General features: G+C 75.3%; 27 protein-coding genes. 3 read left to right on the plus strand and 24 right to left on the minus strand.

The genetic code is table 11. From position 1 onward, the window contains the following. Positions 1-81: 81 nt before the first annotated feature. From Cph01nite_RS17980 to Cph01nite_RS17995, 4 genes are all read right to left on the minus strand, one after another. Positions 82-816: a glycerophosphodiester phosphodiesterase gene (locus tag Cph01nite_RS17980; protein WP_203676250.1), complete on the minus strand. Its 735-nt coding sequence runs from the start codon at positions 814-816 to the stop codon at positions 82-84. Beyond that, on the minus strand, positions 813-2,171 hold the full coding sequence (locus tag Cph01nite_RS17985) for an ABC transporter substrate-binding protein (protein WP_203676251.1): 1,359 nt from the start codon (positions 2,169-2,171) through the stop codon (positions 813-815). Before Cph01nite_RS17985 ends, Cph01nite_RS17980 begins: the two co-directional genes overlap by 4 nt. A 105-nt stretch (positions 2,172-2,276) precedes the next feature. Next, positions 2,277-3,158 carry a carbohydrate ABC transporter permease gene (locus Cph01nite_RS17990; protein WP_203676252.1) on the minus strand — a complete coding sequence of 294 codons (882 nt, stop codon included), beginning with the start codon at positions 3,156-3,158 and terminating at the stop codon, positions 2,277-2,279. Then, on the minus strand, positions 3,155-4,120 hold the full coding sequence (locus Cph01nite_RS17995) for a carbohydrate ABC transporter permease (RefSeq protein WP_203676253.1): 966 nt from the start codon (positions 4,118-4,120) through the stop codon (positions 3,155-3,157). The genes Cph01nite_RS17990 and Cph01nite_RS17995 overlap by 4 nt, the downstream gene beginning before the upstream one ends. 333 nt (positions 4,121-4,453) lie before the next feature. Between Cph01nite_RS17995 and Cph01nite_RS18000 the strand changes: the two genes are divergently transcribed. Beyond that, positions 4,454-5,644 (plus strand): NAD(P)/FAD-dependent oxidoreductase, encoded by a 1,191-nt coding sequence (locus tag Cph01nite_RS18000; RefSeq protein ID WP_203676254.1) that lies wholly within the window; start codon positions 4,454-4,456, stop codon positions 5,642-5,644. A gap of 94 nt (positions 5,645-5,738) precedes the next feature. Here the strand turns inward: Cph01nite_RS18000 and Cph01nite_RS18005 are convergent, their stop codons facing one another. Further along, complete coding sequence (locus Cph01nite_RS18005; RefSeq protein WP_203676256.1) at positions 5,739-6,491, minus strand: HAD-IIB family hydrolase; 753 nt, start codon at positions 6,489-6,491, stop codon at positions 5,739-5,741. 189 nt (positions 6,492-6,680) lie between these two features. On the opposite strand from Cph01nite_RS18005, the gene Cph01nite_RS18010 reads away from it, so the two are divergent. Next, entirely contained in the window at positions 6,681-7,409 is a 729-nt protein-coding gene (locus Cph01nite_RS18010; RefSeq protein WP_203676258.1) for a Type 1 glutamine amidotransferase-like domain-containing protein, read from the plus strand. Between the two features lie 48 nt (positions 7,410-7,457). Here the strand turns inward: Cph01nite_RS18010 and Cph01nite_RS18015 are convergent, their stop codons facing one another. After that, positions 7,458-8,015 (minus strand): NADPH-dependent FMN reductase, encoded by a 558-nt coding sequence (locus Cph01nite_RS18015; protein WP_203676260.1) that lies wholly within the window; start codon positions 8,013-8,015, stop codon positions 7,458-7,460. 113 nt (positions 8,016-8,128) lie between these two features. Here Cph01nite_RS18015 and Cph01nite_RS18020 point away from each other — a divergent pair, with 113 nt between their 5' ends. Continuing rightward, positions 8,129-8,635, plus strand: a complete 507-nt coding sequence (locus tag Cph01nite_RS18020) for a MarR family winged helix-turn-helix transcriptional regulator (RefSeq protein ID WP_203676261.1) — start codon at positions 8,129-8,131, stop codon at positions 8,633-8,635. A gap of 10 nt (positions 8,636-8,645) precedes the next feature. On the opposite strand, the gene Cph01nite_RS18025 is transcribed toward Cph01nite_RS18020, so the two are convergent. The 18 genes from Cph01nite_RS18025 to Cph01nite_RS18110 form a co-directional block, all read right to left on the minus strand. Continuing rightward, positions 8,646-9,338 carry an anti-sigma factor family protein gene (locus Cph01nite_RS18025; protein ID WP_203676263.1) on the minus strand — a complete coding sequence of 231 codons (693 nt, stop codon included), beginning with the start codon at positions 9,336-9,338 and terminating at the stop codon, positions 8,646-8,648. Continuing rightward, positions 9,335-9,835, minus strand: coding sequence for a sigma-70 family RNA polymerase sigma factor (locus Cph01nite_RS18030; protein ID WP_203676265.1), 501 nt, complete (start codon positions 9,833-9,835; stop codon positions 9,335-9,337). Before Cph01nite_RS18030 ends, Cph01nite_RS18025 begins: the two co-directional genes overlap by 4 nt. A gap of 55 nt (positions 9,836-9,890) precedes the next feature. Beyond that, positions 9,891-10,556 (minus strand): YceI family protein, encoded by a 666-nt coding sequence (locus Cph01nite_RS18035; RefSeq protein ID WP_203676267.1) that lies wholly within the window; start codon positions 10,554-10,556, stop codon positions 9,891-9,893. A 106-nt stretch (positions 10,557-10,662) separates the two neighbouring features. Next, positions 10,663-12,807, minus strand: coding sequence for a phenylalanine--tRNA ligase subunit beta (locus tag Cph01nite_RS18040; protein ID WP_203676269.1), 2,145 nt, complete (start codon positions 12,805-12,807; stop codon positions 10,663-10,665). 6 nt (positions 12,808-12,813) lie between these two features. Beyond that, a complete protein-coding gene (locus tag Cph01nite_RS18045; protein WP_203676270.1) occupies positions 12,814-13,614 on the minus strand; it encodes a tRNA ligase subunit PheS family protein in 801 nt (266 codons plus the stop codon). Continuing rightward, positions 13,611-14,084 carry a P-loop nucleotide/nucleoside kinase family protein gene (locus Cph01nite_RS18050; RefSeq protein WP_239069354.1) on the minus strand — a complete coding sequence of 158 codons (474 nt, stop codon included), beginning with the start codon at positions 14,082-14,084 and terminating at the stop codon, positions 13,611-13,613. The genes Cph01nite_RS18045 and Cph01nite_RS18050 overlap by 4 nt, the downstream gene beginning before the upstream one ends. A gap of 5 nt (positions 14,085-14,089) precedes the next feature. Beyond that, entirely contained in the window at positions 14,090-14,932 is an 843-nt protein-coding gene (locus Cph01nite_RS18055) for an ABC transporter permease (RefSeq protein ID WP_203676279.1), read from the minus strand. Further along, positions 14,929-15,801: an ABC-2 family transporter protein gene (locus Cph01nite_RS18060; protein ID WP_203676286.1), complete on the minus strand. Its 873-nt coding sequence runs from the start codon at positions 15,799-15,801 to the stop codon at positions 14,929-14,931. The genes Cph01nite_RS18055 and Cph01nite_RS18060 overlap by 4 nt, the downstream gene beginning before the upstream one ends. Then, complete coding sequence (locus Cph01nite_RS18065) at positions 15,798-16,784, minus strand: ABC transporter ATP-binding protein (RefSeq protein ID WP_203676288.1); 987 nt, start codon at positions 16,782-16,784, stop codon at positions 15,798-15,800. Before Cph01nite_RS18065 ends, Cph01nite_RS18060 begins: the two co-directional genes overlap by 4 nt. Then, on the minus strand, positions 16,781-17,809 hold the full coding sequence (locus Cph01nite_RS18070; RefSeq protein ID WP_203676289.1) for a hypothetical protein: 1,029 nt from the start codon (positions 17,807-17,809) through the stop codon (positions 16,781-16,783). The genes Cph01nite_RS18065 and Cph01nite_RS18070 overlap by 4 nt, the downstream gene beginning before the upstream one ends. After that, positions 17,806-18,828: a Gfo/Idh/MocA family protein gene (locus Cph01nite_RS18075; protein ID WP_203676290.1), complete on the minus strand. Its 1,023-nt coding sequence runs from the start codon at positions 18,826-18,828 to the stop codon at positions 17,806-17,808. Before Cph01nite_RS18075 ends, Cph01nite_RS18070 begins: the two co-directional genes overlap by 4 nt. A 21-nt stretch (positions 18,829-18,849) precedes the next feature. Further along, a complete protein-coding gene (locus Cph01nite_RS18080) occupies positions 18,850-19,641 on the minus strand; it encodes an SDR family NAD(P)-dependent oxidoreductase (RefSeq protein WP_203676291.1) in 792 nt (263 codons plus the stop codon). Then, on the minus strand, positions 19,638-20,270 hold the full coding sequence (locus Cph01nite_RS18085; protein ID WP_203676292.1) for a class I SAM-dependent methyltransferase: 633 nt from the start codon (positions 20,268-20,270) through the stop codon (positions 19,638-19,640). Before Cph01nite_RS18085 ends, Cph01nite_RS18080 begins: the two co-directional genes overlap by 4 nt. Next, positions 20,267-21,373: an HAD-IIIC family phosphatase gene (locus tag Cph01nite_RS18090; protein ID WP_203676293.1), complete on the minus strand. Its 1,107-nt coding sequence runs from the start codon at positions 21,371-21,373 to the stop codon at positions 20,267-20,269. The genes Cph01nite_RS18085 and Cph01nite_RS18090 overlap by 4 nt, the downstream gene beginning before the upstream one ends. Beyond that, on the minus strand, positions 21,370-22,443 hold the full coding sequence (locus Cph01nite_RS18095) for an acyl-CoA dehydrogenase family protein (RefSeq protein ID WP_203676295.1): 1,074 nt from the start codon (positions 22,441-22,443) through the stop codon (positions 21,370-21,372). The genes Cph01nite_RS18090 and Cph01nite_RS18095 overlap by 4 nt, the downstream gene beginning before the upstream one ends. Beyond that, positions 22,440-22,721, minus strand: coding sequence for an acyl carrier protein (locus tag Cph01nite_RS18100; RefSeq protein WP_203676297.1), 282 nt, complete (start codon positions 22,719-22,721; stop codon positions 22,440-22,442). Before Cph01nite_RS18100 ends, Cph01nite_RS18095 begins: the two co-directional genes overlap by 4 nt. After that, positions 22,718-23,617: a 3-hydroxyacyl-CoA dehydrogenase family protein gene (locus Cph01nite_RS18105; protein WP_203676299.1), complete on the minus strand. Its 900-nt coding sequence runs from the start codon at positions 23,615-23,617 to the stop codon at positions 22,718-22,720. The genes Cph01nite_RS18100 and Cph01nite_RS18105 overlap by 4 nt, the downstream gene beginning before the upstream one ends. Further along, positions 23,610-23,929 (minus strand): acyl carrier protein (locus tag Cph01nite_RS18110; RefSeq protein WP_203676301.1); only part of this gene is annotated, 320 nt, incomplete at its 5' end. The genes Cph01nite_RS18110 and Cph01nite_RS18105, both read right to left, overlap by 8 nt.

Genomic DNA, 23,929 nt, shown 5'->3' on the forward strand with positions numbered 1-23,929 from the left:
GATCCAGCCCGGCCGGGACGCGGTGTGAGGGGTTGCCGTCGTCGGGCGACGGCAACCCCTCACACCAGCGGCGCAGGCGCGTCAGGGCCGGCGGGCCGCCAGCCAGCCGGCCAGGCGGTCCGGGCGGTCGGTGATGATCTCGTCGACGCCCAGGTCGACCGCGGCCGACCAGTGCGTGGGCTCGTCGAGGGTCCACACCGCCACCCGCAGGTCCGCGTCGTGCAGCCGCGCGACCAGCCCCGGGTCCTGCTGCAGCAGCAGGCCGTGCGGGTTGGCCATGACCACGTCGAGCGACGCGCACAGGTCGAGCGTGTCCGCGTCGACCCCCGCGAGCAGCAGGCCGCGGCGCAGGGCCGGGTCCGCCTCCCGCAGGGACCGGACCGTCCCGGGCCAGAAGCTCTGCACGACCACCCGGTCGGCCAGGCCCGCCGCCCGCAGCGGACCGGTGACGCGGGCCGCCTCCTCGGCGGTCCACTCCCCCTTGACCTCGCACAGCAGGTCCACCGACGGGTGCCGCAGCAGCAGGTCGACGACCTCGTCGAGCAGCGGCACGCGCTGCCCGGCGTACGCGGACGAGAACCACGCACCGGCGTCGAGCTCACGCACCTGCGCGAGGGTCGTGTCCTTGAGCCAGCCGGAACCGTCGGTCGTCGCGTCGAGCGTGTCGTCGTGGATCACCACGACGTGCCCGTCCGCCGTGAGCTGCACGTCGAGCTCGATCGAGTCCGCGCCGGCACGGGCCGCGGCCTCGAAGGCCGCGAGCGTGTTCTGCGGCGCGACCCACGAGCTCCCGCGGTGCGCGACGACCCTCGTCACAGGTACGGCTCCACGTTCTCACGGTAGGCCGTCTCGATCTTCGGCGCGATGGACCCCCACGCGGTGGCCGGGTCCGTCCCGCGCAGCACGATCTGCTCAATGCCCTCGGTGAGGATCTGGTCGGCGCTGGGGACGAACACGCGGATCCAGTCCTGCGAGCGCGCCTTGGCGGAGAGCTGGTCGACCGCCGTGCGGAACTGGGGCGTGGCCTCGTACACCGCCGTCATCTCGGGCGACTCGATCGCGGACGTGCGCACCGGCATGTACCCGGTGTTCTGCGAGAAGTACGCGGTCTGCTCGGTGCTGGTGATGAACTGCAGGAACATCGCCGCCGCGAGCTGCTCCTCGGGGGTCTTGGACGCCGGGATCGCCAGGCCGGTGCCACCGGTGGGCACGCCGCCACCGTCGGGGCCGTCGGGCAGGAACGCCGTCCCGACCTCGAAGGACGCGGCGTCCAGGATGCCCTTGAGCGACCCCGTCGAGCCGATCGTCGCGGCGACCACACCGGCCGCGAAGTCCGCGGTCGAGTCCTCCGAGACCGTCGCGTACGCGGCGTCCCCGTGGAACAGGTCGTGCAGGAACTGCCCGCCGGCGACCGCCTCGGGGGCGTCCAGCGTCGTCGTCCACTCGTCGGAGTACTGCCCGCCGTGGCCCCAGATCATGTTCTCGAACCACCACGCGGACCACGACGGCCCGGTCGACATGCCCAGCGGCTTCGAGTCCGCGGGCACCTGCGCGGTGAGCGAGGTCGACCACTCCTGCAGCTCGGCCCACGTCTCGGGGCCGCGGTCGGGCAGGCCGGCGGCCGCCCACTTGTCCTTGTTGTAGTAGAAGAGCGGCGTCGAGCGCGCGTACGGCACGGCCCAGTGCTGCCCCTCGTACTCGTAGTCGGCGTAGAAGGCGCTGACGAAGTCGTCGGTGTCGCCGTCGAGGTGCTCGAGGACGTCGTCGAGCGCCAGGATCTGGTCGTTGAGGTGGTAGCGGAACCACCACACGTCGGAGGAGATGACGACGTCGGGCAGCTCGGACGTCTGCGACGCGGCCTGGAAGCGCTGCGCCACCTCGTCGTAGTTGGCGCCGGCGGTGACGAGCTCGACGTCGATCTCCGGGTGCGCCTCCTCGAAGCGCGCGATGAGCTCCTCCTCGACGGCCTTGGACGAGCCGGGGTGGTTGCTCCACCAGGTGATCTGCGAGGCGGGCTCGACGCTCGACCAGTCGACCGCGTCGGAGGCGGCCGTCTCGGCGGCGTCGCCGGTCGCGATCGTGGGCGTCGTGCAGGCGGCCAGGCCGAGCGCGCCGACGGCGACGAGTGCGGACGCCGCGAGGCTGCGGCGGCGGTGGGAACGGTGGGACACGACGGTCTCCTCGGTGCGGTGCGGGGGTGCACGCCACCGGGCGGTGGGCGTGCCGGGGGCCGGAGCCGCAGGCAGCGGCCCGGTGGTCGGGGGTCGGGGTGCGGGTCAGCCGGTGACGGCGCCCGCGGTGAGGCCGGCCACGAGCCGGCGCTGCAGGACGAGGAACACGACGAGCACGGGCAGGGTCACCACGGTCGTCGCCGCGAGCAGCACGCCCCAGGCCGTCATGCCCTCGACGTTCTGCAGCAGCGTGAGGCCCACGGGCAGCGTCATCTTGCGGGGGTCGTCGACGACGAGGAACGGCCACAGGTAGTCGTTCCACTCGTTGACGACGGACACGAGCGTGACCGCCGCGATCGTCGGCAGGGACATGGGCACGACGAACCGCCACAGCCGCCGCCAGTGCCCGGCACCGTCCAGGTCGGCGGCCTCCAGCACCGAGCGCGGCAGGGTGAGGAAGTGCTGGCGGAACAGGAAGGTGCCGAACGCGCTGGCCAGGCCGGGCACGAGGATCCCCTGGTACGTGTTGAGCCAGCCGAGGCTCGCGACGAACGTGTAGTTGGGGATGATCGTGATCTGCGGCGGGATCATCAGGGCCGCGATGACGACGACGAACACGGTCCGCCGGAACGGCACGTCGAGGAACACCAGGGCGTACGCGCAGCACAGGCCGAGCGCGACCTTGAGCCCCGACCCGACGACCGTCAGCCCGACGCTGTTGGCGAAGAGCGTGCCGAGCGGGATGGTCCGGGCGGCCTGCGCGTAGTTGCCCAGGTCGAGCGCGTCGGGCAGCCACTGCAGGGGCAGCGCGTACAGCTCGTCGGGGCGCTTGAGGCTCGCGAGCAGCATCCACAGCAGGGGGGCACCCAGGACGAGGGTCGCGGCGGCGAGCGTCATCAGGCCCGCGGCGTCGAGCGCGAGCACGCGCCCCGGGCTCCGGCGCGACGCGGGTGCGGGTGCTGCGGCGGGGCGGGTGGGCGCGCTCATGCGTAGTGCACCTTCCGCTCGAGGAACCGCAGCTGGACCGCGGTCACCGCCAGGAGCAGCAGGAACAGGATCGTCGCGCCGGCCGAGGCGTACCCGGCGCGTCCGTTGACGAAGCCCTCGGTGTAGATCTGGTACATCAGCGTCGTCGTGGAGCCGAGAGGGCCGCCCTGGGTCATCGACCGGATCACGTCGAACGACTGCAGCGACGCCAGCATCATCGTCACCAGCAGGAAGAACGTGGTCGGCGCGAGCAGCGGCAGCACGACCGACCGCAGGGTCCGGCCGGGCGACGCGCCGTCGAGGGCGGCGGCGTCGCGCAGGTCCTGCGGGACGCCCTGCAGACCGGCCAGGTAGATCAGCGCGACGTACCCGAGGTGCTTCCACAGGTAGACGACGATGATCATGACCAGCGGCCACGGCTCGACCGTGTACCACTGCGGCGACGCGACCCCGAAGCCGCGCAGGACGGCCGACATCAGCCCGTACCGGGGGTCGAAGATGAACAGCCACAGGATGCCGACCGCGTACCCGGACAGCACGTACGGCGCGAACGCGACCGTGCGCGCCAGCCCGCGGCCCGGCAGGCGGCGGTCGAGCAGCAGCGCCAGGCCCAGCCCCAGCACGAGCGCCCCGCCGACCGTCGTCAGCGTGAACACGGCGGTGGTCGTCAGCACGCGGGCGGTGGAGTCGGCCGTGAACCACTCGACGTAGTTGCCCAGGCCCACGAACCGCGCGACGGGCGAGCCGAGGTTCCACTGCATGGTCGACAGGTAGAAGCTCTCGACCAGCGGCTTGTAGACGAACAGCACCAGCAGCGCGACGTTCGGGCCGGCGAGCAGCGCGAACCAGGCGAGCGCGCGGCGTCGGCGGGCGCGTGCCGCGCTGCCGGGCGCAGGGCTCGGCGGCGGCGCGGGGCGGCGGGTCGGGCCCGCGCCGGCCGGTGGGGCGAGGACGGCGGTCATGGGTCTCCGGGCGGTCGGGCGCGTCGGGGGAACGCGCCGCGGTGGACGACGGGCCGGGTCGCGGCCGTCGTCGTCGGCCCCGGGGGTGGGGCCGGACCGGACACGAAACTAGGCGGACGCAACCCGGCGAATCGCCCATGGGCAGCGCCGTTGCCGGACCGTTCGGCGAGTGTTCACGCAGGTCACGCGGCTGTCACCGGCAGTCCGCCGAGCGCGGGCCCCCTGTTCACGGCCCGTGCGCCGTCACCGCCGACCGCCTCGGCGCGCGCGCCGGCGACCCGGCGCCTAGCGTGGCCGGATCCCGTCGTCGAGGTCTGAGGGAAGCGTGCGCCCATGAATGCTCCGCGCCACCGCGTCGTCGTCGTCGGAGGCGGCAACGCCGGCATCTCGCTCGCGGCCAAGCTGCTGCGCGGCGGGTGCCCCGACGTCGCCCTCGTCGAGCCGAACCACGTCCACCACTACCGGCCGCTGCTGTCGTACGTCGCCGGCGGTGCCGCGACGCTCGACGACCTGCGCCGGCCGCAGATCGAGGTCGTGCCGCGGGGGGTGCACTGGTACCCCGACCGCGTGACGTCCGTCGACCCCGTCGCGTCCGTCGTGCACCTCGCCGGCGGCGAGCAGGTGGGGTACGGCGACCTCGTGCTGTGCCCCGGCTCACAGGTGGACTGGGACGCCGTGCCCGGCCTGCGCGACGCCGTCGCGACGCCGCACGCCTCGACGAGCTACCTGCCGGAGCACGCGCCGCAGACGTGGCAGATGCTCGCGGGCCTGACGTCGGGACGCGCCGTGTTCGCGATCGCCGACCGGCACGTGCCGTGCTCGCCCGTGGGGCTCAAGCCGCTGTTCCTCGCCGCCGACCACTGGCGCGCGACGGGCGTGCTGGACGCGATCACGATCGACCTGGTCGTCGAGGGCTCGCGCCTGGCCGGCATGGCGCGCGCCGACCAGCAGCTGCGCGAGGCCGCCGCCGGCTACGGCGTGCACGTGCGCACCCGGGTGGCGCTCGAGCGCGTCGACGCCGCGGGCCGCAGCGTGCAGCTGCGCACCCCGGACGGCGCCGAGCACCTGCCCTACGACGCGCTGTACGTGGCACCCCCGCACCGGGCACCGGAGTGGGTCGCCGGCAGCGGGCTGGCGTCGGACGGCTCCGACGGGTTCGTCGACGTGGACCCGCGGACCCTGCGCCACCGCACCCACCGGCACGTGTGGGCGCTGGGCGACGTCGCCACGGTCGACACGTCGCCGTCGGGGGGTGCGCTGCGCAAGCAGGTGCCGGTCGTCGCGCACAACATCCCGGCCGCTCGCGTCGGCGCGCCACTGCGCCACTACGACGGCTACACGATCGCGCCGGTCACCACGTCACGGCGGGAGCTGCTGCTCGCCGAGCACGACCGCGACGGGCACGAGGAGCCGACCGTCCCGTTCCCCGACCTGGGGCGGCCGCGCCGGTCCCTCTACCTGTTCGACCGGTACCTCGAGCCCCAGGTCTACTGGCACCGCCTCCTGCGCGGCAAGGTCTCCTGACCCGGGCACCCGGCACCCCGCGACGGGCGGGAGAACGTGAGGAGTTGCCGTCGTCCTGCGACGGCAACCCCTCACGCTCCTCGTGGTGCGCGGGTCAGGCGAACGCCTCCGGGAGGGTCGCGCGGACCTTGCCGGGGGTGTCCTCCCAGCCCTCCACGGCGACGCACGGGACGCCGGTCGAGATGACGGGGTAGTCGTTGCCGCCCTCGTCGAGGCGGTCACCGAAGAACACGGCCTGCGCCGGCTCGAGCCCGAGCCGCTCCAGCAGGCGGTTGACGCCGTAGGCCTTGTCGATGCCCTTGCGGGTGATGTCCACGGACGTCGAGCCGCCGGAGCGCACCTCGAGGTCGGGGAGCTGCTCGGCGACGGCCGCGCGCAGCCGCTCCTTCTTGGCGCCGTCCGGGTCCCACGCCGCCTTCGCGTCGACCGGGGCCTCCTGGCCGAGCGCGGAAAACGTCACCTGGCTGCCGCGCAGCTCGATGCGGTCGCCCCAGGTGCTCTCCTCCCACAGGCCCAGCGCGCGGGCCGACTCCTCGACCGCGGCCGCGGCGCGGGCGGACTCGTCGTCGGTCAGGGGCTCGCTGTAGATCTCGGCCCACTGCCCGCCGTCGTGCACCAGGTAGCGGGTGCCACAGGTCGGCAGGACGTGCAGGCGCGCCAGCGCCGCGGGGTCCTCGATCGAGGAGAGGAGCTGGGCGTCGAACTGCTCGAACCGGCCGCCGGAGATGATGCCGACCTGCGCGACGCGGGTGAGCGCGACGACCATGTCGACGATCTCGGGGTGGACCTTGCTCTTCGACGGCGCGAGGGTGTCGTCGAGGTCGAACAGCGCGAGCTCGTAGGTCATCGGTCCTCCGTGGGTGCGGGCGGCGCCCACCCGCGTGGGCCTGCTCGGGCGACCGCCGCGGGGTGACGCGCGGGGCCGGTGACGCGCGGGGCCGGTGACCTCGCGACCGGTCCACGGTACCCGGTGGGACCGGACGTCCGGGAGGAATGGGCACGACGCGGCGGCGGTGCGTGGCTACGGTCGTGGGCCATGACGATGCGGCACGGGACGGTCCTGACGATGGGCGGCGGCGGGTTCTCGATGCCGGAGGTCGCCGGCGCGGGCTCGCTGGACGAGCTCCTGCTGACGCTCACCGGCGCCGACACCCCGCGCGTGTGCTTCGTCGGGACCGCGAGCGGCGACGCGGCGTCGTACGTCGAGAGGTTCCTCGCCGCGTTCGAGGGGCGGGCGCGCACGTCCGTCCTCGCGCTCTTCGGCAACGGGCCCGACGGGGCGGTCCCGCTGGACCGGCTCGACGAGGTCCTCGAGCAGGACGTCGTGTACGTCGGCGGCGGGTCGACCGCGAACCTCCTGGCGGTCTGGCGCCTGCACGGCCTGCCCGAGCTGCTGACGGAGGCCGCGCGCCGCGGGACGGTGCTCGCCGGCATCTCGGCGGGGATGAACTGCTGGTACGAGGCGTCCAGCACCGACTCGTTCGGCCCGTACGCCCCCCTGCGCGACGGCCTGGGCCTGCTGCCCGGGTCGGCGTGCCCGCACTACCGCGGCGAGCCGGGGCGCCGTGAGTCCTACCTGAGGTGGGTGGGGTCCGGCGAGCTGCCCGCCGGGTACGCGGCGGACGACGGTGTCGCGCTGCTGTGGCGCGACGGCGTGCTCGTCGAGGCGGTGACCGAGGCGCCGGGCGGGCAGGCGTTCCGCGTCGAGCGCGGCGTCGACGGCGCGCTCGAGACGGCCGTGCCGACCCGCGTGCTGCCCGCCTGACCTCGCCCGGGGCGGCGGCGACGCGCGGCACGCGGACCGGGACCGGCGTCAGACGGGTGCCCCGACCGCCCGCGCCGAGCGCAGCGCCGTGCCCCACCAGACGACCTGGTCGAGCATCGCCGTGACGGCGCCCTCGGCGCGCGGGGCGTCGAGCACGCCGTCGGCGTCGAGCAGCTCCCACACGTGGGGCAGCAGCACCTGCTCGCGGACGGTGTGCGCGTGCAGCTCGGCGAAGACGGGCCGCAGCTGCTCGACCGCGCGGGCGCCGCCGGCGGTGCCGCCGTAGGACACGAACGCGACGGTCTTGCCGTGCCAGCCGTCGGTGACGGCGTCGATCGCGGTCTTGAGGGGGCCGGGGTAGCCGTGGTTGTACTCGGGGGTCACGACGACGAACGCGTCGGCCGCGGCGACGCGGTCGCGCCACGCCTCGGTGTCCCCGGAGCCGTCGGCCGACGCGGGCAGGTCGAGGTCGAGCAGGTCGACGACGTCGAGCTCGATGCCGTCGCGGCCCGCGAGGCGCCGACGCACCCAGTCGGCGACCGCCGGGCCTCGACGGCCGTCGCGCACGCTGCCGACGACGAGGAGGAGGCGGAGGGGTGGGGTCATGGCGGGCTCCCTGCGGTCGGGGCCGACGGGCGTCGGCACGCCGCGGACGCGTTACTTTCCGCGGCAAGCGATGTTCACCCGCCATCACTTCCCGTGTCAAGTAATGTGGTCGCATGGTGGACGACGACACGCGCTGGCTCACCCGCGACGAGACCCACGCGTGGATCGCGCTCGTCTCGCTCACCGTGCACCTGCCCCACGCGCTCGACACCCAGCTGCAGCGCGACGCCGGCCTCTCGCTCACGGAGTACCAGGTGCTCTCCTGGCTCTCGATGGCCACGCGCCGCACCCGCCGCATGCGCGACCTCGCCGCCCGCGCCGACGTCAGCCTGTCCCACCTGTCGCGCATCGTCGCGCGCCTCGAGGCCCGCGGGTGGGTGCGCCGCCACCCCGAGCCCACCGACGGCCGCACGACGCTCGCCACCCTCACCGACGACGGCTGGGACAAGGTCGTCGCGACCGCCCCCGGCCACGCCGCCGAGGTGCGCCGCCGCGTCTTCGACGGCCTGACCCCCGCCCAGGTGGCCGCCCTGACCGACGTCGCCCGGCACGTCACCGACGCCTGCGGCGTGACGCTCCCCCCGATCGACGGCGACCCCGACGACCCCGACGCGACCTGACGGGGCCCCGTCAGGCGGTCGCCACCTCGCCGACCGCGAGCGGCCGGTCCAGGCCCACCACACCCAGCTCGACGCGCGCGATCCCCTCGAGCGGCAGCGCCGACGACGCCCCGAGGCCCGCCGCGGCCCGCTCGCCCGTGCTCGTCCACGTCGCGACCACCGACCGCTCGCCGGCGGCGTCGACGAGCACGAGGGTGTAGACGCCCTCGGGCAGCTCGGCCGCCTCGTACGCGCACGACCAGTCCAGCCGCGTGCCCCACGCGACGGGCGCCAGCGTCAGGTCCGCGCTGACCCCCGACCCGGCGACGGGGGCGAGCGCGACCGTCCGCGCGTCGGCCGCGACCACCGCCGGGCGGGCCGCCGTCGCCGCCGTCACCGCCGCGCCCGTCGCACCCGCCAGCACGACCAGGGCCGCCGCCACGCCCGCGAGCGCGACCCGGCCGCGCGCACGCCGCCGGTGGGCCGCGGCCGCGACGCGCGCCAGCGGCACGACGTCGGCCGGCCCGTCCCGCTCGTCACCGGCCGCGTCGACCTGCTCCTGCGGCACCATCCCCAGCAGCGCGGGCATCCCCGCGAGCTCGCCCACCGCCGCGCGGCACGCGTCGCACGCCGCCAGGTGCTCCTCGAACTCGCGGCGCTCGCCCGGCGCGAGGGCACCCAGGACGTACGCCGCGTCCCAGTCGCGGTACGGGTCGGTGCTCATGACGTCACTCCCCTCTCCTGCAGCGCGAGGCGCAGGGCACGCAGCGCGTAGTGCAGCCGCGACTTGACGGTGCCCGGCGGCACACCGTGCTCGGCGGCGAGCTCCGCGACCGTGCGCCCGCCGTAGTACGCGCCGACGACGACGGCGCGGTGGTCGGGCGACAGCGCGTCGAGCGCGTCGGCCACGAGCCACCGGTCCAGCACGGCCTGCGTCCCGTCGGCGGTCACCGCGTCGGGCGGGGCGTCGGACGGCAGCTCGTGGCGGCGGTGGGCGCTGCGGGCGTCGTCGACGACGAGGCGGCGTGCGACCGTGAACAGCCACGCCCGCACCGACGCCTCGGGGCGCGTCAGCACCTCGGGGTGCCGCCACGCGCGCAGCAGGGTCTCCTGCACGACGTCGGGGGCACGCGCCGGGTCCGTCAGCCGCACGACGTACCGGTGCAGCGCGGCGGCGTGCGTGGCGTGGGTGGCGCGCAGCAGCTCGTCGGCGTCACCCACCGACTCACCCACCGCCTCACCGACCACGTCACCCACCACCTCGTCGCCGGACCGGTCAGGGCGCCGTCAGGCGCAGGTCGAACTCGACCGACCCCGTGTCCTCGACGGTCACGAAGCCCAGGTCGGGCGCCTCGACGCCGTAGTCGGCGAAGGTCACCGGCACCGACCCCACCACCTGCACGGTGCCACCGCTCGCGGCGACCTGCGCGTCGACCGTCACCGCGCGCGTGACGTCGCGGATCGTCAGGTCACCCGTGAGCTGCACGCTCGTGGCCCCGCCGACGTCCGCCGGCTCGGTCAGCGTGAACGTCGCCGTCGGGTACATGGCGACCTGCAGGGCCTGGTCCCGGAAGTACCCGTCGCGCGGCGGCTGGTCCGTGGTGATGCTCGCCATGTCGACCTCGACGTCCGCCGCGGTGAGGCGGCCGTCCTCGACCGTGACCGTGCCCGTCACCTGCTCGGTGCGCCCGGTGACGGTCACGTCCTGGCCCCGCAGCACCTCGTCCAGGCGGTACCCCGCGAACGAGCCCTCACCCACCGTCCACGTGCCGTCCGTCGCCTCGACGCCCGTACCGGTCGCGTCGGCCTGCAGCGTCGGCGCCGCGTCGGCGTTGCTGTTGGCCCAGTCCGCGTAGAGCCCCGGCCCGACGACCACGGCCACCACCCCGAGCACCACGACCCCGGCACCGATCCCCGCCCACACCTTCGTCCGCTGCTGCATCCGTGCGCCCCTCTCGGTCCCGTGCCCGCCTCCGGGCCCTCAGGAGGTAGACGAGACGGGGCCCGTCGGGGTTCACCGCAGCGCGGGGTCCACCGCAGCGCGGGGCTCACCGCCGCACGCGGGCACCCCGTCCCTCGCAGACCGTGACGGCGTGGGCGACCACCGCGTTCCCCTCGGCGCGCGTGACGTCCCGCCACGGCGACGCCAGGGTGAGGCGGAACGTGAGGCAGCGCGTGACCCCGTGGTCGTCCCGGACGTGGGAGTCCACGACGCGCACGTCCGTGACCAGCGGGGCGGCCGCCCGGAGCACGTCCAGCAGCTCGAGCGCGGAGGGCCCGCCGCCGGGCACGTCGAGGGTGAGGTCCCGGGTGAGCGCCGGGTGCGGTCCCGACCGGCGGACCGGGACGGCCGGGGCCCGGCCGCGGGGCGCCGCCGAGGCCGCCACGAGCTCGTCGAGGTCCAGCTCGGCGGCCGCGACGGTCGTGCGGTGCGCGCGCCGCACGACGTGCTGGAGACCGGCACGTCCCACGGGTCGGCCCCGCACGACCACGACGACGCCCCCGGGTGCCGCGCCGTCCGCCGGGAGCAGCGCAACGTCCCGGCCGGCACCTGCCGCGTCGACGACCGCGCGGACCGCCCGTGCGACGTCGCGCAGCAGCTCCGCCGGGTCACCTCCTGCCGCCGGGCCACGGGACGCGATCGCGGCGACACGCCGCTCGCGACCGTCGCGGGACACGACGCCCCCGACCTCGAACACCCGGACGCGGCCGCCGTCGGGGCGGGCCGCCGCCCGGCGCGCCAGGTCGACGGCCAGGTCGGACCGCACCGCGGCACGCGGACCGTCGCCCGGGACCAGGGGCACGTCGTCCTCCCCCGTCGGGGCGTCGGCCCGCGTCACGAGCGACGTCACCAGCTCCTGGCGGCCCTCGCCGAGCAGGGCGCGCCGCACCCGCTGCTCCAGGGTGCGCCGGGGCGCCTCGGGCCGGCGGTGCAGCGGTGCGGGCCACGACGCCACGACGTCCCCGACACCCGCGAGCCTCACCAGCTCGTCCGCGAGCGCGACCTCGTCCCGCAGGTCGGGACGGCTCGGCGGCACCGTGACGCGCACCCGCCCGTCGTCGTCCGGCTCCGCGCGGGCGTCGACGCGCGCGACGAGCCGGGCGACCTCGTCGGCACCGAGCGTCAGACCGGTGCGCCGGGCGGTCGCCGCCAGGTCGAGCACGAGGACCCGCCGGGGCCCGTCGGGTCCGCCGCCGGCAGCCGCGTGCACCGGGTCGGCACCCACGGCGTGGCAGACCTCGCGCAGCGCCGCCGCGGGGCCGGGGCGCGCACCGCGCACGGCAGTCGCGACCACGACCCACGTGGGCGGCTCGCCGGGCACCGGTGGGCGGACCCCGTCGACGTGGTGCGGGCCCGACCCCGGGGGGCCGTCGGCGTGGACGGCGAGCCGCAGCGGCCCTGGCGACGACGGGTGCAGGGTGATCCGCACCCCCGTGCGGTAGGCGACCGCCCGGACAGCGGCGACCAGCGGCCCGTCCGGGCGCAGGCCCGCGAGCTGCAGCCGACGGCGGACCTGCGGGTCCACGGCGCCGGGCGCGGGCTCCGGCACCAGCACGGCGGCTGCCTCGACGTCGGCCGTCGCGACCGCGAGCGGCGCGGCGCGGAGACCCGACGCCGGCGGGTCCTCGTCCGGCACCACGGACGTCCCGGCACGGGCAGCGACCTCGGCCGCGAGCCCGGCCAGCGACCGTGCGTGGGGCAGGTGCCCGGGCACGCGCAGGGTCAGCACGGTGTCGCCCGCCGCCGCGGGCAGCAGCGGGGCCACCGGCGCACCGAGCGACGCGTCCGGCGGCAGCGGTACCGCGGCACCGCCGTCCCCGCCCAGGTCCCGGGCGCGGCACACCTCGCCCACACGCAGGACGGCGCCCGCACCCGACCGCGGCACACGCACCGTGCCGGACGGCGCGTCGTCCGGGAGGAGGGCCCCGGCCATGGCGACGGCGACGCGCGCGCCCGGCCGCAGGGGCCCGACGGACGCGGGCACCCGCACGGGCTCGCACGTGGGGACCCGGACCACCGCACCGTCCGCGTCGACCGACACGACCTCGCCGACGACGACGTGCGGGCTCGCGGCGCCGACCCCCTCGACGCGGGAGACCGTGAGGCCCGCGTCGCCGAGCGCCTCGGCCGCGACCCGCGCGCTCACGGGCTCGACGAGGAGGTCGTTGAGCCACGACAGGGGCACACGCACGCCGGCCTACCGGTACGGCGCGACGACGGGCGGGTCGTCGGCGATGAAGGGACGGATGTCCGCGACCCCGTGCCGGACCGCGAGGACGCGCTCGAGCGACACCGCGAGCAGCGCGACCCGGGACGCCGCCGGCACGTCGACGTCCCGGGCGATCTCGTCCCGCAGCAGCCCGCCGGCCATCACCTCGAGCTGTCCGCGGCCGCCGCACAGGCCGCACCCCCGGCCGTCGCAGGGCGTGCAGACCACGTCGACCGCGAGCCCCGGCGCCACGTACGGCAGCGCGCGCGGACGCAGCGCGGACGCAGCGTGCGGGCCGAGCAGCTCGGCGACCGTCGACAGCGCCAGCCCCTTGACATCTCCGAAGCCGATCTCCGGCCCGACCGCGCACATCTCGACCTGGTGGAAGAACGTGACGAACCGGGGGCCCGGCCGCACGTTGCGGTAGCACGGGCCGCCGACGACCAGGCGGCGCCGGGGGCACCCCGGTTCCGCCGCCAGGGCACGCAGCACCGACGAGGTCGTGTGGCTGCGCAGGACCCGGCCGTCACCGAGCAGGAACGACTGCGCCGTCGTGCGGGTCGGGTGGTCCGCGGCGACGCCGAGCAGGTCGAACGTGTGCACGACGTCGTCGACCTGCACGGACTCCTGCCACGCGAACCCCAGCCCGCCGAGGTGCTCGAGGAGCTGGTCCCGCAGGTCCGGCACGGCGTGCGGGCCCGGCGACCCCGGCCCGTGCTCGACGAGGACCTCCTCGACCGCAGCCCGCAGACGGCCCTCGTCGAGCACCGGTCCGTCGGGCCCGGTCATCCGTGGACCACGCGGAGCGGACCCTCGTCGGGCGTCGGCACCTCGAAGCCCTCGATGTACGCCAACGCCGTCTCGGGGGGGACCCGCACGTCGTCGCCGTGCCCGTCGTTGCGGCTCTCGAGCCGCTGCAGCATCGTCGCGACGGGGGTGTCCAGGTAGAGCACGAGCGGCGCGACGCCGTGCGGCGCGAGGAACGTGCGGTAGCGCTCACGCGACTCGCGCGACCAGAACGACGTGTCGACGACGACGCGTCCGCCGGCCGCCAGGACGTCCAGGACCCGGCGGCGCAGCAGGTCGTGGACCTCGTCCGCCACGTCCCGCGGCACCGGGTGGCTGCGGTGGCCCAGCTGCCACGCGGTCTCGTCGAACGACAGTCGCACGTACCCCTCGGCCTCGAGGCGCCGCGCGTAGGTCGACTTGCCCGACCCGGCGGGGCCGCACATGAGGACGACCCGGTCGTCCGTCGGCACGGCGCTCACCCCATCGCCCCGGCGTAGCGCCGCAGCTCGCGGTTCCACAGCACCACGACCACGACGACCGACGCGGCCGCGAACCCGAGCGCCGCACCCACGGTCCACCACGGCACCATCCCGAACAGGACCTGCGCCGGGACGGTCGTGAGGAACGCGACCGGCACCACCCACGTGAGGACGACCCGCAGGACGTCGCCGTACAGCGGGATCGGCACCCGGCCGAGGTTCAGGCCCGCGTGCAGCAGGAACGACGCGTCCCACTGCACGTGCGAGAGCACCTTGTACGACGTCAGCACCGCGAGCGCCCACAGCAGCACGAGCCCGCACGCCACGCACACCGCGCCGGCCAGGAGGGCGAGCACCGACGGCGGGCCGCCGCCCAGCACGAGGGACGTCACGACGAGCGCCAGCGCGAGCAGCACCTTGGGCACGTCCTGCACGCCGACGACCCGGAAGGAGCACAGCACCAGCGAGTGCACGGGGCGCAGCAGCACGCCGTCCAGTGTGCCGGAGCGCACCTGCTCCCCCCACTGCCCGACGTTCGGCATCACGACGATCCACATGACCGCGTCCATGAGGTACCAGACCCCGAGCAGGCACATGAGGCGCGGCAGGGTCCACCCGCCGGCGCCCGCGGAGTTCAGGGACACCACCACGGCCGGGACCGCCGAGACGGCCAGCCACACGATCGAGACCAGCGTGCCCACGACGAGGTCCCCGCGGTACTCGGCCGAGCCGGCGAGGGACGACTTCCAGGCCGCCCGCACGACGACGGCGGCGTGCCGCGCCGACCCGACGGGCGGGCCCTCCCACACGTCGGTCGTCGCACCCCCCGCGCCCGTCACGAGCCCACCGCCTCGTACCGTCGCAGCCCCCGCCGCCACACGACGCGCAGCAGCAGGTGCAGCACGAGGACCCACGCGAGCGCCTCGAGGAGCACCGTGGGTCCGTGGTCGCCGATCCCCGCGAGGATCTCCGCGGGCGCTCCGCCGGCATACCAGAAGGGCTGGTGCACGAGCAGCGCGGGCAGCGGCCCGGGCATCAGCGCGACGGGCGCGACCATGCCGCCGAGCACCCACTCCAGCCCGATGACGAGACCCATGACGCCCTGGGCCTTCGTCATCCAGAACGCGACGCACGCGACGAGCGACGCCACGTACGTGACCGCGACGATGCCGACGACCCCGACGGCGGGCGCCAGCAGCCAGTCGGCGGGGTCGGACGTCACCGCACCGCCGCCCAGGAGCACCAGGACCGGCACCCCGACGAGGACGACCGGCAGACGGAACACGTTGGTCGCCAGGCCCTCCGCGACGGGCACGAGCAGCGGCGGCGCCGGGCGCAGCAGCATCGCCGAGAGCTGCCCGCTGTGGACCCGGCCGGCGGTCGCGAACACGACGGTCCCGGTGAGCCACAGGTTGGACATCGCGAGCAGCACCGCGAAGTACGTCGTGAAGCCCGCGGCGGTGATGCCACCCACCGGGCCGTCGGCGGCGGCGTCGCGCCACAGGGCGAGGAACGCCAGCGGCACCACCCAGCCCAGCGACCCGAGCAAGATCTGGGCGCGGTACGCGCTGCGCGCCTGGACCTCCGCGCGCAGCAGGGCGACCCCGGAGCGCACGACGTGCACGGCGCCGCGGACGGCGGTCTCGTCGGCGGCCGGGGGCCCCGGGACGGACGGCGCGAGGGGCGCCGGCGGTGACGGGGGCGTCACGACAGGCTCGAGCCGCGGTACAGGCGCGAGAGCGACTCCTCGAGCGGCGGCGCGCCCATCGTGATGTCGGTGACGGCACCGACCCGCTCGAGCTCCTGCACGACGGCACCGGCACGCCCGTGCGGCATGGTGAGCACCAGCTGCGTCGCCGAGTGGTCCACGACGGTGACGTCGCTGCCGAGGCGCGCGAGGGTGCCCGCCTGCAGCGGCTGCGCGAGCCTGGCCCGCACGCGCTTGGAGTCGTCGGCCATCTCCTGGATCGCCCGCAGCGACCCGCGGTACGTCAGGCGCCCCTGCGAGATCGCGAGCACGTCCTCGCACAGGGCGTCGATGTCCGCGAGGTAGTGCGACGTGAGCAGGACGCACGCGCCGCTGCGCCGGACGTACTCGGCGACGAACCGCCGGATCTGCACCTGCGACTCGAAGTCCAGCCCGAGGGTCGGCTCGTCGAGGAGCACCACGGACGGACGGTGCAGCAGCGCGGCGGCGAACTCGCACCGCATGCGCTGCCCGAGGCTCAGCTTGCGGGCCTGCTGCATGACGTACGGCTCGAGGCCCAGCATGTCGACCAGCTCGTCGCGGGCCTCGACGAACGACACGCGTCCGATGCCGTACATGACCCGGTGCAGCTCGAACGACTCCCACACGGGCAGGTCGATGTGCAGCTGCCAGCGCTGGCCCATCACGAACCCGAGCCTGCGCAGGAAGTCGGGCGAGCGGCGCGCGGGCTCGTGACCCAGCACCTCCACGACGCCCGACGTGGGCGTCAGCAGGCCCGCGATGCACTTGAGCGCCGTGGTCTTGCCCGCCCCGTTGGGGCCCAGGACCCCGAGCACCTGCCCGCTGTGCGCCTCGAACGTGATGTCGTCGACCGCGGTGATCGACCGGGTCTCGCGGCGGACGACCGAGCGCAGCGCGCCCTGCAGCCCGGGGGCACGCTGCGTGACCTCGAAGGTCCGCACCAGGTTCCGGACGGTGATCACACCGTCACCTCCTTCCGCTGCGCGCCGACCGAGGCCGCACGCAGCTCTCCGACCAGGTCCGCCAGGACCTGCTGCTCCTGCGCCGCGACCTGCTCGACCAGCCGGACCGCGTCCCGGCCGAACGCCGCCCGGTCGCCGTCGACGGTCTCGAGCATCATCGTGCGCAGCGTCCACGTCAGCCGCTCGAGCCGCCGCAGCTCGGGCACCAGCGCGGTGACGTCGCCGCCCAGCTCGCCGCAGCGCTCCGCGCGCGCGACCATCAGCCGCTTGTGCTCCCACAGGACCTGCAGGCCGAGGATGTCGAAGTCCTGCTCGCCGCGGGCGTACGCCTCGAGGCTCGCCGCGAGGGGGACCAGACCCGGCGCCCCCCACACCCGGTCCATGCGGGGCGCGGCGTCCTGGTGGCGGCGCGAGGTGTCCGTGCCCCGCAGGTACTCCTCGACGACGTCCGCCACGAACCCCGGGTCGAGGTCGTACGTCGCGGTGTCGTCGTAGCGGTAGAGCACGACCCCGGTGTCGTGGAACGGGCGCGGCCCCATCGCCTCGAACGCCGTGCACAGGGACTCCTGCGGCAGGCTCGTCGAGCGGAACATCTGCTCGTCGTCGTACCCCAGGAGCACGAAGGTGTCGTCGTCGTCGTCGCAGCCGTGGACCAGGACGTCGTGGGGGTAGTCGACGTCCTCGACGTGGGCGCGGCGGTGCTCGACGTAGCGCTCGTTGACGGTGAGGTACACGTACCACCCGTCGGCGACCGCGTCGCGCACGAGGTCGTCGATCCGCTCACCGCGCCGGCCCAGCCACTCCCGCGTGAACCGCTGCGTCCGCAGCCACGGCGACGCGGTGTGGTCGTGCAGGTAGAAGCAGTACGGCACCGGGGACCCGGGCGCGGTGTCGAACGCGGTCTGCACGTAGTTGCTCAGCACCCAGTCCCGCGAGCGCGGGTGCGGCTGGAGGATCGCGAGCGGGAACGCGTAGAACTGGAACGCGTACGCCAGGGGACGCTCGACGGGCAGGACCTTCCTCATCGCGCACCCCCCGCGTGGGCGTACAGCGCGGTGATGGTCTCGAGGGTGCCCAGCGACTCGGTCGGTGTGAACAGCATGGACCGCCCGGTGGCGACCGCGTCGCAGAAGTCGGCGATCTGCCGGCGGTGCGAGACGCCGTAGTACGCCGGCCCGGGCGGGTCGGCGTCCAGGCTGCGGCGGCTCTCGGCGGTCGCCTCGGCGTCCAGCGCGGGCGGCCCCTCCCAGCGCAGCAGCCGCCCGGGGTGGTCGATGTCGAAGGCCACGCTGCCGGCGGTGCCGACCACCTCGATGCGGGTGCACCACTGCGTCGGGCTCGCGACGGTCACCGACAACGTCACCGGCGCGCCACCGGTGGTCGCCAGCAGCGCCGAGATCGTGTCCTCCGTCTCGATGACGTCGCCGAGCGCGACGGTCCGCCAGGACGCCGAGCGGACCGTGAGGTCCCCCACGAGCCAACGCACCGTGTCGAGGCAGTGGTACCCCTGGTTGACCAGGGCCGAGCCGCCCTCGCCGCGCAGGGTGCCGCGCCAGTACGAGCCGGTGTAGTACTCCGGCTCCCGGTGCGCCTGCAGCGACGCGGTCACGCACACCACCTCGCCGAGCAGCCCGCGCGCGAGCCAGTCGCGGACGGCCAGCACGACCGGGTCGTACCGGTGCTGCGAGACGACCGACAACGTGAGCCCCTGCGCCGCGGCGAGCCCCGCGAGCTGCCGCGCGCGCGCCGGGTCGAGGCCGAACGGCTTCTCGACCAGCACGTGCTTGCCCGCGCCCAGCGCGGCCTCGACGATCGTCGCGTGCGTCGCGTGGTCGACGGCGACGGACACGCTCGTGACCGCGGCGTCCGCCAGGACCTCGCCGACGTCCTGCGTGGCACGCGGGATGCCGTGCGCGCGCGCGAACGCGTGGACGTCGTCCGTGCGGTCGCAGGCCGTGGTGACCTGCCAGCCGTCGACCCTGCCGAAGCCGTCGACGTGGTTGGCCGCCACCCGGCCGCAGCCGATGATCGCGTGTCGTGTCACGTGGTCCTCCTGGTCCGTGCGCTAGAGGTAGCCGTAGCTGAGCCAGCCGCCGTCGACGGCGATCGTCTGCCCGGTGATGTAGCCGGCGTCGTCCGACGCCAGGAAGAGCACCGCGCCGGTCACGTCCTCCGGCACGCCGCGGCGTCGCATGGGGATGCGCGCCACGATCGCGTCCTCGCTGAGGTCGCCCGCGACGACGGCGGGGTGCGGGGTGCCGATGCGGATCATCCCCGGCGCGACGGCGTTGACGGTCAGGCCGCGGGCCGCCCACTCGACGGCCAGGGACCGCGTGACCTGCAGGACGGCGCCCTTGCTCGCGGCGTAGGCGGTGCGCCCGGGGAAGGCCGTGAACGAGAGCAGCGACGCGAAGTTCACGATGCGACCGGCGCCGCGCTCGAGCATGCCGCGGCCGACCTCCCGGGACACGAGGATCGTCCCCAGCACGTTGGTGTCCAGCGCCTCGCGGACGGCGGCCTGCGTGACGTCCTCGGTCGGCCCCATCGAGAACACGCCCGCGCAGTTCACCAGCACGTCCAGCGGACCCAGGCGGGACTCGACGTCCGCGACGCCGCGGACGACATGCTCCTCGACGCCCACGTCGAGCGTCACCCGCACCGCGGGCACGCCACCGACCTGCTCGACCTGCGCAGCGGTGGACGCGAGCTCGTCGCTGGTGCGGCTGCAGATCGCGACGCTCGCACCCTCGCGCGCGAAGGCCAGGGCGCACGCCCGGCCGATGCCCCGGCCCCCGCCCGTCACCAGCACGCGGCGCCCGGCGAACCGGCCGCGCGGGGCCGGCGCGGCTGCGCTCACGCGCCCCGCCTCCGGTACACGGCGAGCCAGTGCCACTGGTCGGGCCGCTTCTCGGTCGGCAGGCTGCGGAAGCGCCGCAGCTCGTCGACCTCGAAGTGCTCGAGCCAGGGCAGCAGCATGTCGTCGGACGTGAGACGCAGCGGTCCCGTGCCGGGCGTCATCCGGTCGGAGAACTCGGTCAGCACCGCCAGCCCTCCGGGCCGCACCACGCGGGCGACCTCGGCGACGTAGCGCTCACGCACCTCGGGACGCACGTTGTGGTAGACGAACGAGTCGTGGACGACGTCCGCGGACGCGTCGGCCACCGGGACGTCGAGGATGTCGCCCTCGAGGAACGTCACCTCGGCGCCGTAGAACGCGGCGAGCTCCCGCCCGCGCGCCAGGGCGGCCGTCGAGCGGTCGACCGCCGTGACGTCCATGCCGTGCTGCGCGAAGAACACCGCGTGCACCCCCGGCCCGCACCCGAGGTCGACGAGCCGCGACCCGCGCGGCACGACCTGGTCGATGACCAGGCCCTGCACCGCGGGGTTGACCGACCCTGTCACCCAGCAGATCTCGCTGAGCCGCTCCTCGTCGTACACGTCGGAGAACCGCTCGACCCAGTGGTCCGTGAAGGCGTCCATGCTCATCGCTCCAGTGGTCTGTCGGGGACGGGGATCCGTGCCTGCACCGCCAGGTGGTCGGGCACGACGAGGGGGGCGTCGGGGCGCAGCCGCAGCCGGCGCACTGCCCCGTCCGCGCCGTCGTCGGTGAAGCCGCTGAGCCGGTACACCATGTACATCTGCCGGTTCACGTCGTTCGGCAGGAAGTCGGCGGTGAGGTCGGCGCCCTGCTCCCGCGCGTGGCGGCCGAGCAGCGCGACGACGACGCCGCCGACGTTGCGGCCCATGACGCGGCAGGACATGAGGAACAGCCGCACGCGCCACGCGGCGGGCTCGAGGGCCAGCAGGACCAGCCCCACGACGCCGTAGTCCCCGAACCGGTCGACGAGCCCGATCGACAGCACGAGGCTGCCCGGGTCGTCGATCAGCCGCGCGAGCTCCGTGCGGTCGAACGTCAGCCCCGTGGTGTTGAGCTGGTGGGTGCGCTGCGTCAGCTCCGCGGCCCGGTCGAGGTCCTCGGGCCGCGTCGGCCACACCGACAGCCGCATCTGCAGCGACCGCAGGAACTCGACGCGCGGACCGGCGAACGACTCCTCGTACGCACGGCGGCGGGCACCGTCCTGGTACAGCCGCCGACGCCTGCGGCCCTCCGCGGTGACCGGGACGTCCAGCTCCGGCCGGTCGAGCAGCCCCGCCAGCTCGGCCGCGTCGACGCAGCGCACCTCGGGGCGCTCCGCCCGGACCTCGGCGAGCTCGAACGGCGAGTCGTCGAGGAGCATCAGGGTGTCGGCGCCGATGTCGAGCTCCTCGGCGATCCGCCCCACGAGCACCGACTTGGGGTCCCACGCGATCTGCGGGGCGACGAGGTACGACACGACGCCGAGCTCGGCGAGGCGGGCCAGGGCGGGCCCCGGCGCGTTCTTGCTCGCGACCGAGCTGAGGACACCGCGCTGGTCCAGCCCTTCCAGGACGTCGCGCACTCCCGGTCGCAGGGCCGTCCCGCCGCCCTCGGCGAGCACGCCCTCCCACAGGGTGTCGTCGAGGTCCCACACGACGCACTTCACGGTCGGTGCGGGCGTCGGCGCAGGCGTCGGCGCAGGCGTGGGCGTGGGCGGCGGCGCGGCGCTCACAGGTCCTCCCCGCTGCGGTGCCGTGCCAGGACCTGGCCCGCGACGAGGTCCTGCAGGAGCTGGGTGTTGCCCTCGATGACCTCGTACACCCGCGCGTCGCGCACCATGACGTCGACGGGCGAGCCCTCCAGCAGCCCGGCGGCCCCGTGCAGCTGCGCCGCCGTCGCCGCAGCCGTGGCGGCCGCCCGGCTCGCCGCCAGCTTGGCCGTCAGCACGTCGTGCTGCAGCCACTCACCGGCCTCGTCGATCGACCGCGCGGCCCGCCGGCAGAGCTCCTGCGCCGCGTCGACGGCCACCGAGGCGTCCGCGAGCAGGCCCCGGACCAGCTGGCGCTCGTGCAGCGGCCCACCGAACTGGTGGCGTCCCACCGCGCGCTGCGTCGCGGCGCGCAGCGCCGCCCGGGCCAGGCCCCACGACGCGAACGCGATGCTGAGCCGGCCGAGGGTCAGCGCGTCGGCGGCGACGTGCGCGAGGCCGGAGCCGACACGGCCGACGACCTGGTCGTGCGGCACGCGGCACCGGTCGAACCGGACGCTGGCGAGCCGCGCCTCGGCGAAGCCGCTCGTGCGGGGGCAGGCGCGGACCTCCACGCCCGGTGCCGACGTGTCGACCAGCGCCGCGAGCGGGCCGCGCTCGGTCCCGGCGAACACGAGGAGCACGTCGGCCTCCAGGCCGTACGTGATCCACTGCTTCTCGCCGGTGAGCTCCCAGCCGTCGTCCGTGGGACGGCACTCGATCGCCAGGCTCCGCACGTCGCTGCCCGCGTTCTCCTCGGAGAGCGCGAACGCGGCCACGGTCCGGCCCGTCGCGAGGTCCGGCAGGCGGCGGTCGCGCAGCTCCTCGCTGCCCCACCGGCCGACGGCACGGCACACCATCGCGTGCACGGTGAGGAGGGCCTGCCGCGACGGGGACGTCTCGGCCACGAGCCGGCACACCTCGCCGTGCAGCGCGTGGCTCAGCCCCAGCCCGCCGTGGCGGGTGGCGACCAGCGTCCCGAGGGCCGGCCCCGGGTCGGGCTGCAGCAGCTGGTCGGCGAGCCGGCGGGCCTGCGCGAGGTCGGGCCCGCTCATCCGGCGAGCTTCCGCACGACCAGGGCGGTGACGGCGTCCAGCGAGTCGAAGTTGGTGAGCTCCAGGTCCTCGTCGCCCACCTCGAGGCCGAAGCTGCGCTCCAGGTGCGCGACGAGGCCGATGGCCGCGAGGGAGTCGAGCCAGCCGTCGCTGATGAGCCGCTCCCGGTCGAGCACCGCGACGTCGTCGACGTACCGCGCCAGGTACCGGAGCACCACCGCCCGGATCTCCTCGGGTCCGGTGCCGGGGCCGTGCCGGGTGACGTCCTGCGCGGTCATGTCCAGTCCTCCTCGTAGTGGTAGAACCCCTTGCCGGACTTGCGGCCGAGCTCGCCGGCCTCGAGCATCGCGACGAGCCGCCGCGACGGCGTGAAGCGCTCCGGTCCGTGGTGCGCGGCGAGAACGTGCAGCGTGTCGACGATCGTGTCGATGCCGATGACGTCGGCGGTGCGCAACGGGCCCGTGCGGTGCCCCAGGCACCCGCGGAAGAGGCGGTCGACCTGCGCGGGCGTCGCGACCCCGTCGTCGAGCAGCGCCGCGGCCTCGTTGACGAACATCATCAGGCAGCGGTTGATGACGAAGCCGGGGACGTCCTCGACGACCGTCATGGCGATGCCGAGGCGGTCCAGCACGCCCGTGAGGACCCCGAGGGCGCGGTCCGACGTGTGGGCCGTGCGCACGACCTCCACCATCTGCGACGTCGCCACCGGGTTCATGAAGTGCGCCCCGAGCACGCGGTCGGGATGCGCACCGAGGACGGCCAGCGGGGTGATCGGCACCGCGGACGTGTTGACCGCGACGACCGTGCGCCCGTCGAGCACGCGGTCGAGGTCCCGGTGCACCTGCTCCTTGACCTGCTCGTCCTCGGTGACGTTCTCGACGACGAGGCCGCAGCCGGCGAGCTCCGCGAGGTCGCCGACCACGCGCAGCGCGCCCTCCTGCTCGGCCCCTGCCCGCCCGCGGGACAGCCGGGCCACGCGTCGGGCGGACCGCACCCGGCCGGGAGCGGCGTCCAGCGCCCCCGGGTCGCGGTCGTGGAGCACGACGTCGAGGCCCGCCGCCAGCAGGGCGTGGACCAGGCTCACGCCCATGACGCCGGCGCCGACGACCCCGACGGGGCCCACGTCCCCCGGGTCCGTCCCCTGCGCCTGCACCACCGCTGCCGTCTCAGCCACGTGCGTCCCCCGTCTCCCCGATCCACCGTGCGATGCGGTCGGCCATGCGGTCGAGCCGCGACTCCTCGAAGAGCACGACCGCGGGCACGTGCCGTCCGAGACGCTGCTCCAGCTCCCGGATGAGGCGGACGCTCATCATCGAGTCGCCCCCGAGGTCGAAGAAGTCGTCGCCGGGAGCGGCGGCGACCCCCAGCACGCGCGACCACGCCGCGCCCAGCGCGTCCTGCACCGGGGACGCCGCGGCCGCGGAAGCCCCCGCCGGGGCCGCCGCCGCAGGGGCCGGCGCGGCCGGCCGGGCCCGCGGGACGACGG

Origin of the sequence: Cellulomonas phragmiteti (assembly GCF_016862775.1) — a bacterium.
GTDB lineage: Bacteria > Actinomycetota > Actinomycetes > Actinomycetales > Cellulomonadaceae > Cellulomonas > Cellulomonas phragmiteti.